The sequence below is a fragment of the Paraburkholderia diazotrophica genome, assembly GCF_038900755.1.
Taxonomy (GTDB): Bacteria; Pseudomonadota; Gammaproteobacteria; order Burkholderiales; family Burkholderiaceae; genus Paraburkholderia; species Paraburkholderia diazotrophica_A.
Genome location: NZ_JBBPEN010000029.1, coordinates 1 through 16545, shown reverse-complemented (window position 1 = coordinate 16545; position 16545 = coordinate 1). Strand labels below are relative to the sequence as shown.

General features: G+C 56.8%; 9 protein-coding genes and 6 pseudogenes. 7 read left to right on the top strand and 8 right to left on the bottom strand.

The features are described 5' to 3' along the window. The first annotated feature begins 279 nt into the window (after positions 1-279). Complete coding sequence (locus tag AABE10_RS35330; RefSeq protein ID WP_342937692.1) at positions 280-1092, top strand: IS5 family transposase; 813 nt, start codon at positions 280-282, stop codon at positions 1090-1092. A 742-nt stretch (positions 1093-1834) separates the two neighbouring features. Then, positions 1835-2215 carry a hypothetical protein gene (locus AABE10_RS35325; RefSeq protein ID WP_342937691.1) on the top strand — a complete coding sequence of 127 codons (381 nt, stop codon included), beginning with the start codon at positions 1835-1837 and terminating at the stop codon, positions 2213-2215. Positions 2216-2519: 304 nt separating this feature from the next. On the opposite strand, the gene AABE10_RS35320 is transcribed toward AABE10_RS35325, so the two are convergent. The 5 genes and pseudogenes from AABE10_RS35320 to AABE10_RS35300 form a co-directional block, all read right to left on the bottom strand. Further along, positions 2520-4208 (bottom strand): NAD(P)/FAD-dependent oxidoreductase, encoded by a 1689-nt coding sequence (locus tag AABE10_RS35320; protein WP_342937690.1) that lies wholly within the window; start codon positions 4206-4208, stop codon positions 2520-2522. Positions 4209-5692: 1484 nt separating this feature from the next. Continuing rightward, a pseudogene (locus AABE10_RS35315) lies at positions 5693-5884 on the bottom strand (transposase); the annotation flags it as partial. 12 nt (positions 5885-5896) lie between these two features. After that, a complete protein-coding gene (locus AABE10_RS35310; RefSeq protein ID WP_342937689.1) occupies positions 5897-6106 on the bottom strand; it encodes a hypothetical protein in 210 nt (69 codons plus the stop codon). A gap of 424 nt (positions 6107-6530) precedes the next feature. Then, entirely contained in the window at positions 6531-7544 is a 1014-nt protein-coding gene (locus AABE10_RS35305) for an IS110 family transposase (protein WP_342937688.1), read from the bottom strand. 260 nt (positions 7545-7804) lie between these two features. Beyond that, a pseudogene (locus AABE10_RS35300) lies at positions 7805-8213 on the bottom strand (transposase); the annotation flags it as partial. A gap of 885 nt (positions 8214-9098) precedes the next feature. Between AABE10_RS35300 and AABE10_RS35295 the strand changes: the two are divergent. Further along, complete coding sequence (locus tag AABE10_RS35295) at positions 9099-9275, top strand: DDE-type integrase/transposase/recombinase (protein ID WP_342937687.1); 177 nt, start codon at positions 9099-9101, stop codon at positions 9273-9275. A 790-nt stretch (positions 9276-10065) separates the two neighbouring features. Here AABE10_RS35295 and AABE10_RS35290 read toward each other — a convergent pair. After that, entirely contained in the window at positions 10066-10221 is a 156-nt protein-coding gene (locus AABE10_RS35290) for a hypothetical protein (protein ID WP_342937686.1), read from the bottom strand. A gap of 261 nt (positions 10222-10482) precedes the next feature. Here AABE10_RS35290 and gspD point away from each other — a divergent pair, with 261 nt between their 5' ends. Both gspD and AABE10_RS36565 read left to right on the top strand, forming a co-directional pair. Beyond that, on the top strand, positions 10483-12690 hold the full coding sequence (gene gspD, locus AABE10_RS35285; protein WP_342937685.1) for a type II secretion system secretin GspD: 2208 nt from the start codon (positions 10483-10485) through the stop codon (positions 12688-12690). 46 nt (positions 12691-12736) lie between these two features. Beyond that, positions 12737-12848: pseudogene (locus AABE10_RS36565) on the top strand (IS6 family transposase); the annotation flags it as partial. Positions 12849-13435: 587 nt separating this feature from the next. On the opposite strand, the pseudogene AABE10_RS35280 reads toward AABE10_RS36565, so the two are convergent. Beyond that, positions 13436-13632, bottom strand: a pseudogene (locus tag AABE10_RS35280) (HU family DNA-binding protein); the annotation flags it as partial. On the opposite strand from AABE10_RS35280, the pseudogene AABE10_RS35275 reads away from it, so the two are divergent. Then, positions 13622-13849: pseudogene (locus AABE10_RS35275) on the top strand (IS256 family transposase); the annotation flags it as partial. The pseudogenes AABE10_RS35280 and AABE10_RS35275 overlap by 11 nt on opposite strands. Before the next feature lie 57 nt (positions 13850-13906). Here the strand turns inward: AABE10_RS35275 and AABE10_RS35270 are convergent. Continuing rightward, positions 13907-14722, bottom strand: a complete 816-nt coding sequence (locus tag AABE10_RS35270; RefSeq protein WP_342937684.1) for a class I SAM-dependent methyltransferase — start codon at positions 14720-14722, stop codon at positions 13907-13909. Positions 14723-15607: 885 nt separating this feature from the next. On the opposite strand from AABE10_RS35270, the pseudogene AABE10_RS35265 reads away from it, so the two are divergent. Further along, positions 15608-16407, top strand: a pseudogene (locus AABE10_RS35265) (IS5 family transposase); the annotation flags it as partial. Between the last annotated feature and the right edge of the window lie 138 nt (positions 16408-16545).

The window sequence follows — 16545 nt, the reverse complement described above, 5'->3', positions numbered from 1 at the left end:
CGGCCCGCCTTCGTTCTGACTCCAGGTCAGCATCAACAGGAAGGGGCCCGCGTGGGCCCCTTAATTGTTGACGGATTCGCTCAAGCTCCTGTCGTCATTTATGCGCGCTTTTAGACCGCCAACAACACACACCGAGTTGCCGTCTGAACTCGGTCGGAAAGTTCCTGCTCAACTCCTTCAGGAGTGGAAAGTTCGGCAGTTTGCAGATCTAACGGCGACGAATGACTTCGTCCTTAGACCGTGTTAGGAATTTTTTCTAGAACCTGGTACCCTGGAGGGATGACAGGAGAAAAACGCAAACCCTACCCGACAGACGTGTCCGACGAAGAGTGGAGCTTCGCGGCGCCGTATCTGACGCTGATGGATGAAGCAGCACCGCAGCGCAAGTACGAACTGCGAGAAATGTTTAACGCGTTGCGCTGGATCGTGCGTGCTGGTGCGCCATGGAGAATGATGCCCAACAACTTTCCTCCGTGGGAGCTGGTGTACCAGCAGACCCAGCGGTGGCTGCAGGCGGGCTGCTTTGAGAACATGGTCTGCGACTTGCGCTCGATCATCCGTGTCGCGCAAGGACGGCAGGGCCAGCCCAGCGCCGTGATTCTGGATGGCCGGACAATGCAGTCCACCTGCGAGAGCGGTCCGCGCGCGGGTTATGACGGCTACAAGCGCAAGCGTGGCAGCAAGGTCCATATTGCAGTCGACACGCTGGGACATTTGCTCGCAGTGCACGTAACGCCCGCTAACGAGCAGGAGCGTGCGCAGGTGGCAGAGCTCGCGCGACAGGTGCAGGAAATCACGGGAGAAACGGTCAAGGTGGCCTTCGCGGATCAAGGATACACAGGTGAAGACGCTGCGCAGGCCGCCAGCAATGAAGGCATTGATCTGCAGGTCATCAAACTGCAGGAAGCAAAGAAAGGTTTCGTGTTGCTGCCCCGGCGATGGGTGGTTGAGCGCAGCTTTGGCTGGCTCAACCGCTTTCGCCGCCTCGCGCGGGACTATGAGCGATTACCTGAAACTCTTGCCGGGCTTCATTTCGTGGTATTCGCCATGCTTATGCTCGTGCATGCAGTGCCAGTACTTCAAAGTTCATAACACGGTCTAAAGATCATTAATCGTTTCGTCCAGCGCGTTATTGTGGAATCGCCGCACTGTGCTCACCGAGCGCTTTAGTGCCTGCTTCGGCCAAACGGCTCGCGTATCGAATTGATACGAATTGGGCGGATCTAACCGGTCGTTGCAACACCAGTCAAATTCGCCGCCTTAATCCGCCATCGCGTCGCGGCAATCCGAGGTGTTGCACATCCAACATTGTCGGATATGCAACATCAGCAATCCCACAAAAGATACTTGGCAGAAGATCCCACAAGCGCGTTTTGGAGGGTGGACGGCCATCAACCAGCCCGATCAACAATGTGTCGGAAGATACCTATCCTGTGTCTCGTGGCGTTGGCGCAACTATTGCATTTGCTGTCGCGGGGCAATCGAAGCGGAAGGTAATGAAGCGTGAACACGAAATCAAACCCTCACGAACCACAGGCAAGACCCGCAAGAAATGACAGTCGACATGTTATCGCGGCGTCTACTGAAGGTGTCGCGCTACGCGTTATTACCGAACCGGCGCTCTGGATCAGCAGTTCCATTCCGTTCCCTGAGCAGGAAGTTGTTTCTTGCGTTGCTGTGCAGCCCGACGAAAGAGTTCTTTAAAAAGAAAGTTTATCGAAGGCTCTGTCAGAATGAAGCAGTGCCGCGGCGAGGTCAGTAGCATGGAACACCGACATTAAAGTGACGGTCAGGACGACCTAGCGTTGAACAGTCGTTCGAACCGGGCGCGTCGGTGGCGTTGATCGCGCGCTGCAACGACGTCAATGCGAACCTGTTGTTCAAATGGAGACGGCTTTATCTGGCAGGAGAGTACGGTTTGCCACGCTTCCTGAGGGCGCAACGCCGAAGCGAGCACCGGAGGTGCCGTCGCTGTTGCCTGTGGATGTTGTTGTCGCTAAGGCGGCAGATCATACGCCGTCGGCCCTGCTTAAGGTGCGCGCGGCAAGCGCCGCAAGACGTTGGAGGGAGATCGATACTTAAGTCAGTGTGGCGTACATGCTCACGGAAGACGCGTTTAAGAATATCCGTTATGCTTATTCATGTAGTTGATCTCCGTTTATGTCGGTGCCATTTAGGGAGTATGAGTTTGTCGCAATTGGAAAATGTCCAGTAAGATAGGCAGTGATTGCGAGAACTGAGAGAGCGATAAATAAAAGTTTCATAAAACTTCCACGCGCAGAAGAGAGCTTTATTCCATAAAACGAAATGCGGGCAATACCTTTACTAGTACTGCATGGCGATTCCTCTTTATTCATAAGGCAAGTTAGGCTGTGAGTTGCGGTCTTGGGCCTTGCACGCCGGTGGAGGACCGGGTTACGGTTCTATCGACTGCAGAACGGCGTAGGGTTGTGATCGCGTCATCTAGCGGTTGACGCTTCATGCACGTGATTCTCCTAAGAGAGTCATCAGGCGCGAGATCAATAGCTATACGCGCTGCAGACTTCATCAAGAGGATTGCCCGACACAAGCCTTCCTCCCGTGCTGCGTATTACGGCACAGGCGCTGTTCACGGCTGTCTGCACGGCTCCCTCAATCCACCCACCAGTGAAAGAACAGCCACATCCGGCTAGATAGAGGCCGCTATCAGTTGCCGGATCATTCGCGGTCCTGAACTGGAAGAAGAGGCGCTGCGAATAAACATCCTCGCCTGGATAGTTGAGCTTAAAGGCACCCGACGAGTGCGGGTCAGTCAGCCAGTCATGATGCAGGACATTACGCTCATAGTCACCATCGGCAGGAACTAGATGGCGCGCAAGTTCTGGATGAAATGTGGCAAGGTCGTCGATAAAATACTCGCACCGCTGCCTTTTGTCAGGGACGGTCAGTAGCTTGTGGGCGTCATCTTCCCACGTGTAGCTGAGCAGAACCACCCCTTGACCGTCCGGCTTGTTGGGTTCGTAATCAAGACAATACACCCCTCGAGCAAAACCGTCGGACTGAATGGTGACCGGCAGATCATTTTTGATCCAGAACTTGTCGCGCGTGAGCATGAACAACTTCGATGATCCGGTAAGATGTGATTCCCTGACGGCGCGTGACACGTCGCGATTTAGAAAAGTTTCGTCGTCGGTCAGGCAGTGGACCATTTGCATTGCCCTCGTGTTGCTCGTGACGATCACGCGGTCAAAAGCCAACGACTCGTCTTGATCGGTTATCAGCTTTATCTTTCCATCTTCTTTGTGAATGCGGCCGACGCTACTGAAGCGAACCCGTTCACCGACGGTGCTTTCACCGATCTTTTGTGCGGCAAGTCGCTCGGCTAACGTCGAGATTCCGCAGGAAATGAGGCGCTGATCGTCCAGGTAGCCGTTGATGACCAAGCGCAGTATTTCAGTGAATCCCGCTTGATAAACAGGCAGGAACCCCCCGGATCCGATGCCCAAAGAACCAAACAGTTCAAAGTCATAGGGCCTCTCCCAACGGACACCTCCTGGAGGGTGAGAACCGGTGAAGATCGCAACAATGGCGGCGTAGAAAGAACTGTCACGAAACACGTCTAGCCACGCCTGCCATGCTGCACGCGCCTCCTGGAGCCGATGTGACTTCAACATGCTCGTGATTGCTAGCGGCGCAACAAGAGATCTGTCGTTGAGCACGCATCCTTCATGCAAAAATGCTCTCCAGCCTTCGTAAACGACTGCAAATAATGGCGGCGGGGGCTCGCCTGCGAGCCACGTATGGCGAGTACCGCGATAATGTAAATCGGTATCGACTATTCCTGGATCCGGGAAAGTCTCTGCCGTGGAAATGCGATGTTTGTTCAGGTAATGGAATAGGCCGGTCGCACTCGGAGGAAAACGCATTGCGCCCATTTCAGCAATAAGATGCGGATACCGAGGATCGAATGACTGCGACCATATTCTTCCTCCAATCCGATCACGGGCTTCAAATAGCGTAACATCGTCCACACCTGCCCGCATCAGTTCCGTGGCAGCCACTAGACCGCTGATCCCTGCGCCAACGATGGCAACGCGCGGGGAGGAGGTGCGTGGCGACAACGAGCCGATGCTCCCTTCAGACTCGCAACGATCAAGGAAGGGGGCGTAGTCATACAACAGGTCAATAGTTGGTGATGAGATTTGTGAAGATGCGATGCAGTCCTGCATGGGTTAACTCCTGTTGCATTGAGTATGCTTTGGAACGGAAGATCGTCGGAAATAGGTGTTGATCGTTGACAGAAGAGATGGATGATCCTTGTTCCGTTTGTAGATGGCTGTATTACTCGTCGGCAACACTAATGCTCATCTTGAATAGCCCGAATACGTACCATATCAAACCGGGCGCGGCCATATCAAACAAATAAAATTGATATTCGTAGCAAGTCAATGCGAGGTATAGCGTGATTAGAAGCACCGGGAATCTCTGCAAAAGTCCCAGCGTTAAGTTAAGTGTGGACTATCCTGAGGCATGCAAGCCGGAGGCGCTGAATGATGAAGATCAAAATGACTTCCTTGCGCTCGGTGCTCGGCTACCGGAAATCGGGCAGCGAACGGAAGTCAATCGCGACGCGAGAAGGCTTTGCTGCGTTCCCTTATTGACAAAGTGATCCTGCATCGCGTCACGCGTGACCGGATCACAATCCGTGTTGTATGGCGAGGTGGCGAAATCACCCAACTGGAAGTTGAACCCCGGGGTGCAAGCCATATCGACGCTCTCCCGGGCGCCGAAACTCAGACCCGTCTGCTTGAACTCGCGCAGCAAGGCCTCGACGATGCGACGATCGCCGCGATACTGACACAGGAGGGACACAGATTGGCACAATGCAGCCATGTGTCAGCAAGTAAGGTACGGGTTATCCGGCAGCGGCTTCGTCTACTGCACGATGCCAGATCAATGCGTGCGCGCCACATCTTTGGATGGGTTGACCATTTGCCGATGTCGCGCAATGCTTCCACAGCGGCGTCATCAAGGTAGAGCGCGACCTCGCATGACACGCGGTTCCTGTTTCCGGACACCGCAGAGAGCATCGCTGCGCTGCAGGAACTCGAATCAGGCGTGCGGGACCATCTCGCTATCGCCCCGCAAGAAATAGATGAGGGCATCAACATGACTGATCGAAGATGCCATGAGCGCTGGCGATCGTGCGCCGCCGCAGGCAGCGCGGTCGGCGCCGGCTGCAGCTTCACCGTTGGCGCGGTGCGTGTCGTCGCCAACACAACAAGCCCTCGCCACATGCCATGGAAGATGATCGCGCCCATACCATCCGTGATCCGTCGCTCACAAGGCGCTACGGCACGCAAGCCTTCGCAGAGCTCAAGCGCATCGCAAGGCAACATTGCCTCACCAGCATGGACGCGACCGCATGACTCATCGTTCTTTTTAAGCGCCATCGCGCGTTCGATACTGCGTGGGTGGACGCTGACACCGAGACTGGTCTGCACTAGCGCAGCCAGAACATGCGCTTGCAGTGGACTGCCAGCGTGCCGGTGTTGCTCCATGAATCGCATAACTTCGTCTGTGACCTTGTGTGCTGACGTCGGACCACGTGGGCGGGGTAACAGGCCGGCGAGGCCTTCACGCTCGAAGGCCGCTTAGGGCCCTGGTAGTACGTCGGCCGCCACAGGCCAAACAAGGCCGCTGGCTCGGCCTTGACCGGGGCGAGGCCGGCGTAGGGAGCCAGATGTGCGGCTGAGGCTAACGGTTTGTGAGCGACTTGAGTGAGGAGTCTGGCGGCGGTCCTGACGCCGACTCCCGGCTCGCTGGTCAGGACCGGCCAAAGAGGGTGTGCGTGCACTAAGCGTTCAACTTCGCTGACAACTTCCTCGCGTTGCTTGCGCAAGGACGCGACCCGCGGCTAAAGGTCGAGTCTGGTTATGTCGGGGCCAGCTTGCGCCTCCTCGCGGTGTATGCTGCGATAGGCGTCGAATAACTCCAAACAAAGTTGTGATAATGCCGCGAGGTTCAGAGCTTGGTCCGCGTGCTCGACCTCTCCTGCGTTCAGTACGTCGTCGATGACCGGAGCAAGATGGCGCAATTGCCGGAACGTCTCGATGTCGAGTTTCATTTCACCTCCTATTGTCTAGCGCTAGAGCGCTCTTGTCCGAGGGACTTCACGACTCGGCTTCTGCTCGATACGCCGTCTACGGCGATCTGGCGGTTTGGCAGCAATAATTTTCGATGTGCGTCGTCAGCGGCGAGCGTTAAGGAAGGTCTTATATGGACGCCTCCCGGATTGCAAACAATGTTGCGATATTGGCTGGCAGGTAAAGGCAGCACGCTTATGTCCGGCCCGTTTGCGCAGGCCGGTATGACCTGCTGGCCCTAATGGAATTCGCTGGCGAGGTCCTCATCTGCAAATCGAACGCAATATGGTTCATCTTCCTTATCGGGTTTTCCTCGCCCCGGTCCAACCTGTTAGCCATCAGGCAGCACGTGCTTGCGCTCCTTGAGGGAAAATGGAAGTGTCGCGAATCGTTGGGTCGTGAAATCTATGCGGTAGCGCACGGCGGAACCTGATAACCCTGCGGCCTGGTCAGCACCGCCCAGATGGTCCTCGCCAGCTTGTTGGCGACGGCGGCAACCGCCACGTTAAAAGGTCTACGCTTGAGCAAGCCGTCAATCCAGGGCGAACGTTTGCCCTGGATGATCACCGAACGGGCACCGTGCATCAGTAGCGTGTGCAAATAGGTGTCGCCGCGCTTGCTCAGGCCCATCTGCCGGACCCGTCCGCCGGTTCCGGTCTGCCGTGGCACGAGACCCAGCCACGCGGCAAACTCGCGACCGGACTTGAACGTGCGTGGGTCGCCAACAGCGGCAACTGTTGCCGTAGCGGTCAGAAGTCCAACGCCAGGAATATCACCAACCTTCTGACAGTTCGGGTTATCACGAAACAGGATCGCAAGACGTCTCTCAAGAACGGCGATTTGCCGATCGATGTCTTGTGCACGAGCCCATTGCTCCCTCAGGCTGTCGATGAGTATGGCCGGCAGCCGTTCAGCGGCGCGTGCAAGCGCGGCAGGGAATGCCTTGCTGAACGCCCGATGGCTCTCAGGCAGTACTTCTCCGAACTCGTACAGCAGGCCGCGCAACGCGTTGGTTTGCATAATGCGGAACTTCATCAACTGCGCGCGCACCCGATGTATCGCCAGAACTGTTTGCTGCTCCTCGCTCTTGATGGCGACGAAACGCGCCTCCGGCTGCTGCGCGGCAGTGCAGATTGCTCGCGCATCGGCCGCGTCAGTCTTGTTTCGCAACACAAAGGGCCGCACTGATCGGGCAGATATCAGCTTCGCCTGATGACCAAGGGCTTGCAGTCGTCTGGCCCAGTCATGGGCACTGCCACGCGCTTCCATGACAACAATCGAAGGTGCGCGCCCGGCAAAAAACTCGAGCACGTGGGCACGCTTGAGTTTGAACCGTTCGATCTGGCCGCTTCGGGGATCGAGCGCATGAAGTTGGAACATCTGCTTGGCGATGTCCATCCCAATGATCGTGAGCTTCATTTCGATTCTCCTCAGAGTATGGTGACGAGTATTTCCACTTTCGCACACGTGGATGCTCGAGCCTTATCGATTTCGCTTCGCCATCGTCACGACGGCCCGTTTCCGGGGGGGAGGCGTCCATACCATCTGCAGAAGTCGTTTTCATAGCGGTGATCTTCCACACTCATCGCAGTCTGAATGGTGACGGTGCGGAGATCGCCCCGGTGCGAGTACCTGTCAGGGGCTGTGCCGGTGAAACATATCGCCGCACCGGCCCGATCTTAAGCGTTTCGCAAAGCTCTGCGCGCCATCCACAAATTGCTCAAAGCGAGCAACGTGGTGATCTGGGCAGTATTTTTCATCGAACCACGATAGCGGGTCTTCGCATAGCCGAACTGCCGCTTAATGACGCGAAACGGGTGCTCAACCTTCGCACGGATGCCGGCCTTGAGCCGCTCCATCGTGTATCGCGTCCATAGGATCACTCAGGTCCAGTAGTCTGCGCTTGCCCGATCCCATCGCAACATGTCAACGAGCTGCGTCTGCCTCACAATGCTTTTCGATTCCCTGATACCCGGCGTCAGCGTAGACATCCGTCTCCTTGCCGTGCAGCAACGCCTGGGCAACGGTGATGTCGTGCACATTGGCCGCCGTTCCAATGACTGTATGAACCGGTCCGGAGTCGGCGTCGCATCGTCGTGATCGGGCAAGGCGGTCGTCCGGTTTTGCTCGTCGGATAGTGCGGATCGATCAGCGCAATCAGCTTCGACCAAGGCACAACACGCCACATCTCACCGAGAAATTCCCTCTTGCGCGCGCGCTTGATTGACAGATCCAGACCAAGACCCAGCTGCGACATCACTCATCTTCTCAACTAATTCGCGCTGCTTCAACGCCACGACTTTGCAGACCTTCCTATACGTATTCGTCCGCACAACGCTCGGCAGGGCTAGCCTTCGCTGAGCAGCGCTGGCTGCAAGCCGCTGTTGCTATGGTGCCTTGACTGCGTTCACCCCGTTTGTTTGCAGCTTTGGGAACATATACAGATGACAGGAAACCGGATTCTTGCGTGGTGGTGAAGAACCTTGTGCGTGCCAGCTTCAAGCGGTTCCAGCACTCCGACCGATTTGGGCATCATCATGCCACCAATCAACTCCCCTTCTAATATAAAATTTTGTTTGTGCTATCCCGGTGATTTTTTTAAGGTTCTTCGTAGAAAAGCGTAGAGCGATTTTTGCGAATTGCGTACCCTGATACCCGAATTCAAGAAAGTTGGGGGGAATTGCTCGATCGCAAGGCGCTGCAGGCGCTAGGCTGCTGGAAAGGCTATGCACGTACGCAGCATTCAACGAGTTGATGATATCCACCGCCGTGGCGAAGAGCACCGAATGGCCGCGCAGTCAGGCGGTATGGCCGCCTCGGGCAGCGGCCAATGCCACGTTCGCCTTGAACGCCGCTGAGTGAGTGCGCCGGGGTTCTTTTTGTCATCGTCCGGTTTCCTTTGCCGGCATTATGCCAGGCTCATGCGCCCGATCTGGTACATCGGCACTTCAGTTCCGGTGCCGCGAACGTGCCGTGGTCGCGGATGCCACCTACATCCCGACCGATAAAGGATTTCTCTATCTGGCGGCGGTGATCGACGTGTTCAGCCGCCGCATCGTCGGCTGGGCGATGTCGAACGATCTGTACACGGAACTCATGTTGCGCGCACTGGACATGACGCTGCTGCAGCGACGACCCGAGGGGGCGTGATCCATCACTCCGACAGTAAGAATATCGGTGCCCGTTGTTCCCGGGCGGCCTGACCCGCATAGCGATCGACCGATCACGTAAGATCTGGTGCCGTAAGTCATCCTCATTGTAGCGGGGCATGCGTGGCCTGGTTCTACTATCGCGACACAGCCTCGCCTCGTGTGTGATGGACAGGTGCTGACCTTAGCTCATGCGTGATATGAAGTGCGTGTTGTTTAAGTAGAGGTAAAATATATTTATACCGATCATAAAGGACTAGAAATTAATTTACTATTACGACTCTAACAACTGATGCTAATCAATTTAGTTTGCCAGATGCAAGATTAAAATACGATGGCAGCTTTTACGCTGCTTGAAAGACGATGTTAGATTTGGATGACTAATGATTGATCGGATAGCGAAGATGCTGAAGATAGCAAGACACATTGGAACTTTCTGGATTGCTCTAAGTGCAGTCGGGTTCTATGGGTACAGTGGCTCGGACGGTAGCTTACGCACCGATGCCACGCTCGCGTCGTGTGATTCAGGCGTCGATGCCAAGCTCGCGCCATACTATAAGATGGCAATATCTTGGCACGCCTGCAGTTCCCACACTTTTCAGGGTCTCGACAAGGACTTGCTGAATCAGCTATCGAGCACGGCTAGTTGTGCAACGGTTGACGTGGCCATGATAGGGCGATTCGGTCCTCTTCATTGCTTCAGTCTACCGACACCCCTCCAGCAACCTGACAGTGCCGCCTGAACATCCCGCGCTGGCATTTCCGATCGGCTCGGCGCTCGGCTGGGCCACTTAGATCGTGATGATGAAGCGGATCGGCACGCTATTCGATGGCCCGCGGGGGCTCTCGACGTCGCTGATGACTACGTCGGCCCGCTCGGTCGGCGCGTGCTTGCCGTCACTGAAAAGATCCTCGGCCCCGAGCCGCACTTCTTCGCGGCGGGGCACGTGGTCGAGGCAGCACCCGACCAACGCGATCGAGCACGGCTAGGCGCGTATGTCGAAACCTGGCGTTCGAACATTAATTCTTCGATGTCGCGAAAACTCGCCTGAGACTGAAAAATCCAACGCGCAGCGTTCCGACTTCTTAATCGACGCATTTTTAGGCAACCACCGCTGCAACGTGACAATGCGCCTGTAAGCGCTGCGCGCTTGGAATCGACTGCCGCCGAATGGGCATTCACTCTATACATCAAGAGAATAAATCGTATGGCTTTACTTCGCATTGCAACGGCGTTGCTGCTGACTGGAGTGATCACCGCGCACACTGCACACGCACAGGTGACGCTCAACTTCGTCAACGCCGACATTGATCAGGTGGCCAAGGCGATTGGCGCGGCGACGGGTAAGACGATCATCGTCGACCCGCGCGTGAAGGGGCAGTTGGATCTCGTCTCAGAGAATCCTGTTCCGGAAGATCAGGCGCTGAAGACCTTGCAGTCCGCGTTGCGGATGCAGGGCTTTTCGCTGGTGCAGGATCACGGCGTGCTGAAGGTCGTGCCCGAAGCGGATGCGAAACTGCAGGGCGTGCCGACCTACGTCGGCAATGCGCCTGCGGCGCGCGGCGATCAGGTTGTCACGCAGGTGTTCCAGCTGAAGAACGAATCGGCGAACAACCTGCTGCCCGTGCTGCGTCCGCTCATCTCGCCGAACAACACGGTCGCCGCGTATCCGTCGAACAACACGATCGTCGTCACCGACTACGCGGATAACGTGCGCCGCATCGCGCAGATCATTGCGGGCGTCGATACGGCAGCCGGCCAGCAGGTGCAGGTCGTGCAGCTGAAGAACGGGAATGCGCTCGACGTCGCGGCACAGATGTCGAAGATGCTCGACCCCGGCTCGATCGGCAATACGGACGCGGCGCTGAAGGTCTCCGTGCAGGCCGACCCGCGTACAAATTCGCTGCTGCTGCGCGCGTCGAACGCGGCGCGCCTCGCGGCGGCGAAATCGCTCGCGAAGCAGCTGGATGCAGCCACCGGACAGCCCGGCAACATCCACGTCGTGCAGCTGCGCAACGCGGACGCCGTGCGTCTTGCGAAGACGCTGCGCGGCATGCTCGGCAAGGGCGGCAACGAATCGACGTCGTCGAGCGGCGGCAATGCTGCCAACTCGTTCAACCAGGGCAACGCGAGCTCGTCGACGGGCACCTCGGGCCAGCCCCCGCTGCCGGGCGGCTCGCTCGGCGGCTCGTCGTCCTCGATGGGCGGCAATCCGCTCGGCGGCGGCGGCACCTATGGCGGCCAAGGCAACAAGGAGGCTGCGTTCCTCGGCGAAAAGGAAGGCGGCGGCGAAGAGAACCAGCCCGGCGGCATGATCCAGGCCGATGCGGCGACGAACTCGCTGATCATCACCGCGTCCGACCCCGTCTACCGCAATCTGCGCAGCGTGATCGACCAGCTCGATTCGCGCCGCGCGCAGGTGTATATCGAGGCGCTGATCGTCGAATTGTCGGCGACGTCGAGCGCGAACCTCGGTATCCAGTGGCAGGGCGCGTTGTTGTCGAACGGCGGCAACAACGGTCTTTACGGCAGTTCGAACTTCAATGCGAACGGCAGCCAGGGCATCGTGAACCTGACCGCGCAGGGCGCGATCATCGCGAACAACCCGGCCGCGGCGCTCGCGACGACGGGCACGAACCTGCTGAACAACGGCCTGAACGTCGGCCTGCTGCACCGCTTCGGCAATGTGTTTGGTCTGGGCGGCCTGTTGCAGGCGCTGGCGCAATCGAGCGACGCGAACATCCTGTCGACGCCTAACCTGATCACGCTCGACAACGAGGAAGCGAAGATCGTCGTCGGCTCGAACGTCCCTGTCGTGACGGGTTCGTACGCAACGCCGACCGCGAACGCCGCGACGTCCGTGACCGCGTTCAACACGTTCGACCGCCAGGACGTCGGTATCGTGCTGCACGTGAAGCCGCAGATCACCGATGGTGGCATCATCAAGCTGCAAATCTATTCGGAAGATTCGTCCGTCGATCCGACGTCGACGAACAATCCGGGCGGCGTGACGATCTCCACGCGCTCGGTGCAGTCGACGGTGCTGTCCGACGATGGCGAGATCATCGTGCTCGGCGGCCTGATGGAGGACAAGTACTCGAACGGCAACAGCAAGGTGCCGCTGCTCGGCGACATCCCGTGGCTCGGCCAGTTGTTCCGTTCGGAGGAGAAGAGCCGCACGAAGACGAATCTGATGGTGTTCCTGCGTCCCGTCATCATCAACGATCGTGATACGGCGCAGGCTGTCACATCGAACCGCTACGACTATATCCAAGGTGTGCAGGGCGCGTACCATCAGGACAACAACCTGATGAAGGACAACGACGATCCGATGGTGCCGCCAAAGCCGGTCGGCCCGAGTCAGGGCGGTTCGCCCCTGAATCTGTTCGATCTCGACCAGATGCGCCGCAACTAGGCCGACGGCTTTGTCTGTTGGTAGAACGCGACGGTAGAATGAAACGGTGAAGAAAGCAAACGCCTTTTATCACGTTCACCGCTTTCCTGCCATCGTCACCGGCTGCGCAGTCCGGTGGTATCGGTTCAGCCTGAGTCCTTCGCGACATCGAGGAGTTGACCCGATCCATCACGCGCGCGGCACACCGATCTGGTTGCAGCCGTTGAGTCTGTCGTCCTGTACCATAGGCATCTGCATGAAGGCGGCGCACAGCTAAGCATGGCGTGTCTCGTTGCAGACACACAGGTTCATCAACATTAGGTAGCGGCATTTAGGCTGTGGTTCGACGCAAGCCTTCGATTCCGCACCAGATGCCTAAGCGCAAACGCCGATCCGGTAAATTGTATCGATATAAATACCACCGAGGCTATAACGCCGTCGGCTTTCGTAAAATCCCCAGGCGGGCTTTGATACACAGACGTTGATGGTGTCCGATGCGAGGCGTGTCGAACTCTTCCTGGCTGGAAAGCGCGTTCGCTACGAGTCTGCCAGATGACTGCAGATGGAAGAAGGCGTGCCTGAGTGGTTATGGCTTGTGCGAGCTGCCGGTCGTGCAGCGAGAATCGGCTCGAAGTCGAAATTCGGGGAAAAGGGTAACTGCGGGGACCGACACGCCCAACGAGCAAGTCGTGAACTTGTATAAAGGCAAAGCCAGCTGACACCTGTCAGGAGCCTCCTGAAGGCAACAGGCACGAAGTCTACTTTGAGCCGAGGCGTCCTTCAGTTTTTTCAGCGCACGCGCCTTGATCCGAATCCTTGCTGGCTTTGCCTCGAACAGCGCTCTTCGCCGGCAAACGGCCTTTTACCGAAACGGCGCTTCCTCACCGGTACCTGCTGAATGCTGATCTTCAGAAAACCTGACAGCGTGAACTCACCAGCGCCCTCCTTGTGGATCCAGCCGACGTTCGCGACGGTACGTCATCGCGCGACGCGTACGCGCAACTGCGTGTCGCTGCCGAAGTCCCGTGGTCTGGCATTCAAGCTGATTGAAGAGGCGGAGAAAACCTGGCGCCGCATCAACGGCCCGGAAAAAATCAAGCTGTTCCTCGAAGGCATCCCCTTCGAGGACGGCGAACCGGTGCGAGACGATCGATCGGGTCAGCAGAAACCCGCCGCTTGAAACCGACGGCCATCAGGCTGCCCATACACCACTCTTGACGCTAGCTCCAGCATTTGATCAGTGCGGCTCTATATCATGAGGCTTCCGTGCCAAAACGCTGTGCATCCTCGCCCAAGTCATTGTCGTCTCAGAATTCGCCAGATCCGATAGTCTCTCATGCAGGGCAGAAACTGACGAGGGGTCGATTATCCCGTTTTTGATCATCTGAGGCGCGAGGTCCCTCAAGCTCATCGCGTAAAGCAATTTCTCCTCGGGTGAATTCAGTAACGGATGATACAAGCGGCCATGTTCAATTTCCAGACCGAGATTCCTTATCACAGTCTCCATACGGAAGGCGATTTTATAATCACGTTTACTCATGCGAAAACAAGATCTTAAGATTCTTATAAACTCATCGATCGCTTCGGACGGTGGAAACGAGAATGAGCCGTCATGAATCACCGGTTCCTCGCATAGCAAATGGCCATCTGGGCCGAGGACATTCACCATTTCACGGATTGCATGATCTGCATCCGCCACATGATGGAGCACCATCCGACAATAGACTAGGTCATATGAGTTATCCAAATGATCCAGACAATTAACGTCCCCTTCCAAAAATGTAACATTCTCGAAACCACTTTCCGTTACGAATTGGCGGGATGCATCTAGCTGCGCCTGACTGCTATCTATAGCCGTTACCGTTCCTTGAGGTCCGGCTGCGCGTGCCAGATGCAGTGTCATCGCGCCACTGCCGCAGCCAACTTCAAGGATTTTCCCGCCGCGGAGCGTGCCGGCTCGGCTGATAAGGTCAACACTTGACTGTTCGTATAACCGGCTTTGGATGCCGAGTCTTAGTCTGGCATTGTCATCTGTTTTTATGATGTAACCCATTTTTTCTCTCCTTGAGAGTGCTTCATTTCGATTGAGTGCTACTGCATTGTTGCAGCGCTCACGCCCTAGTGTTGCCCAGTTCGGGTACGTTCACATTTACGCAGTTCGGCCCATCAATTCGGATTAGTTGGTCATTGCTGTGAAAAGTGAGGCATCCAAGGACAGATCGCCAAACGCGATCTGGCAAAGAAGATAATTGGCCCCCTGCCTGCTCCAGTTGATCAAGCAGAGTTCGTCGCACAGGAGACGCTGTTCCTACTACGCACAATCCACTCTCTATTGCTGCGTCTAAGGTCAGGGGGCAGATTTGGGGGAAGGGGAATTGCATTCGGTCGTACAATTAGTTGAAGCTTTTAAGCCCTGGCTCGAAAACTGATGCCGCGAGCGAATATGCATGGCTTGCAGATTGGCCGACCACAATCATCCGAAGCAATCCAACAACTGATGGTTGGCCGTCGGTGCTGTGTTGTATCGTTCCTCGGCACGGTACGCGTCAGTAATCTTGCGGACAAACGACGCGGGTCCAACAGATGCGATATTTGTGCGGATGATGAAGGCTAAGCAGCATGACCAAGGGGCAGAGACGAAGTTTCCCGGTGCTCTGTGCGACGCTCGACAAGAACAGGTTCGGCGATGGGCCCCCTTCCATGCGGCGAACAATGGTGTTCTGCCAGGTGGGAAGCGTAAAAGCCGAGCCGGCCACAGGCTTCTGCCAACCTGAGGCGACCCGGGTATTATCGTCCAATGACGCTACCGTCCTCGTCCAAATGAACGAAAATGCCGCAGGCTAGCTTAGAGGCCAGTTCAAAAAAATCGCTGTGAGGGGCTGTTTACTTTCCTGGCGCGATGTTAACCTCTGCCGTCCAGACAACGGAGACCGAGGGGATGCAGGCGCCGATCATTGACAACGAATTGTGGACACTGATCGAACCGTTATTGCCGAAGCCGAAGCGTCGAAACAACGAACGTCGAGGCCGACCTCGTGTGTTGGACCGGGCAGCGCTCAATGGCGTCCTGTTCGTGTTACGCACCGGGATGCGATGGAACCACTTGCCGACCGCACTGGGGTTTGGCTCGGGCGCGACCTGCTGGCGTCGTCTGGACGCATGGCAGAAGGCGGGCGTCTGGAGCAGGCTGCATGCGCTGCTGCTCGACAAGCTGCGCGAATCCGGGCAACTGGACCTTTCGTATGCTGCCGTCGATTCTTCCTCCGTGCGAGCTGTTGGGGTGGGCGAAAAACCGGGCCAAACCCGACGGATCGTGCCCGACCAGGTTCGAAGCACCACATTCTCGTAGACGCCAACGGTGTGCCGGTCAGTGTGACATTGACCGGCGCAAACTGTCACGACGTCACCCAATTGCTGCCATTGGTCGACGCCATCCACCAGATTCGCGGCACGCGCGGCAGACCACTTCGCAAGCCCAAGATCATTTACGGCGATCGCGGCTACGACTCCGACACACATCGCCAGCGCTTGCGTAATCGTGGCATCAGACCGGTGATCGCACGACGTCGAACTGAACATGGCAGTGGTCTGGGCAAATTCCGCTGGGTAGTAGAACGGACTCACTCGTGGCTCCATAACTTCCGGCGTCTTCGTATCCGATTCGATCGTCGTAGCGACATTCACGAGGCACTCCTCAAATTTGCTTGCTCGCTCGTCTGCTGGAACATATTCAAACGAGCGGTGTCGGCTTTAGAGGGTGGCCGCGCTCCCTTCCAGAAACGCGGCCCCCGAAGAACCGTACGTGCGAGTTTCCCCGCATACGGCTCGCGCACGGCATTAAGCATCACGTCGATGCCGGTTGTGTTTGTGCACACA

Coding starts and splice junctions, on each gene's coding strand:
- AABE10_RS35330 (WP_342937692.1), top strand. CDS start 280: ATGACAGGAGAAAAACGCAAACCCTACCCGACAGACGTGTCCGACGAA.
- AABE10_RS35320 (WP_342937690.1), bottom strand. CDS start 4,208: ATGCAGGACTGCATCGCATCTTCACAAATCTCATCACCAACTATTGAC.
- AABE10_RS35310 (WP_342937689.1), bottom strand. CDS start 6,106: ATGAAACTCGACATCGAGACGTTCCGGCAATTGCGCCATCTTGCTCCG.
- AABE10_RS35305 (WP_342937688.1), bottom strand. CDS start 7,544: ATGAAGCTCACGATCATTGGGATGGACATCGCCAAGCAGATGTTCCAA.
- gspD (WP_342937685.1), top strand. CDS start 10,483: ATGGCTTTACTTCGCATTGCAACGGCGTTGCTGCTGACTGGAGTGATC.
- AABE10_RS35270 (WP_342937684.1), bottom strand. CDS start 14,722: ATGGGTTACATCATAAAAACAGATGACAATGCCAGACTAAGACTCGGC.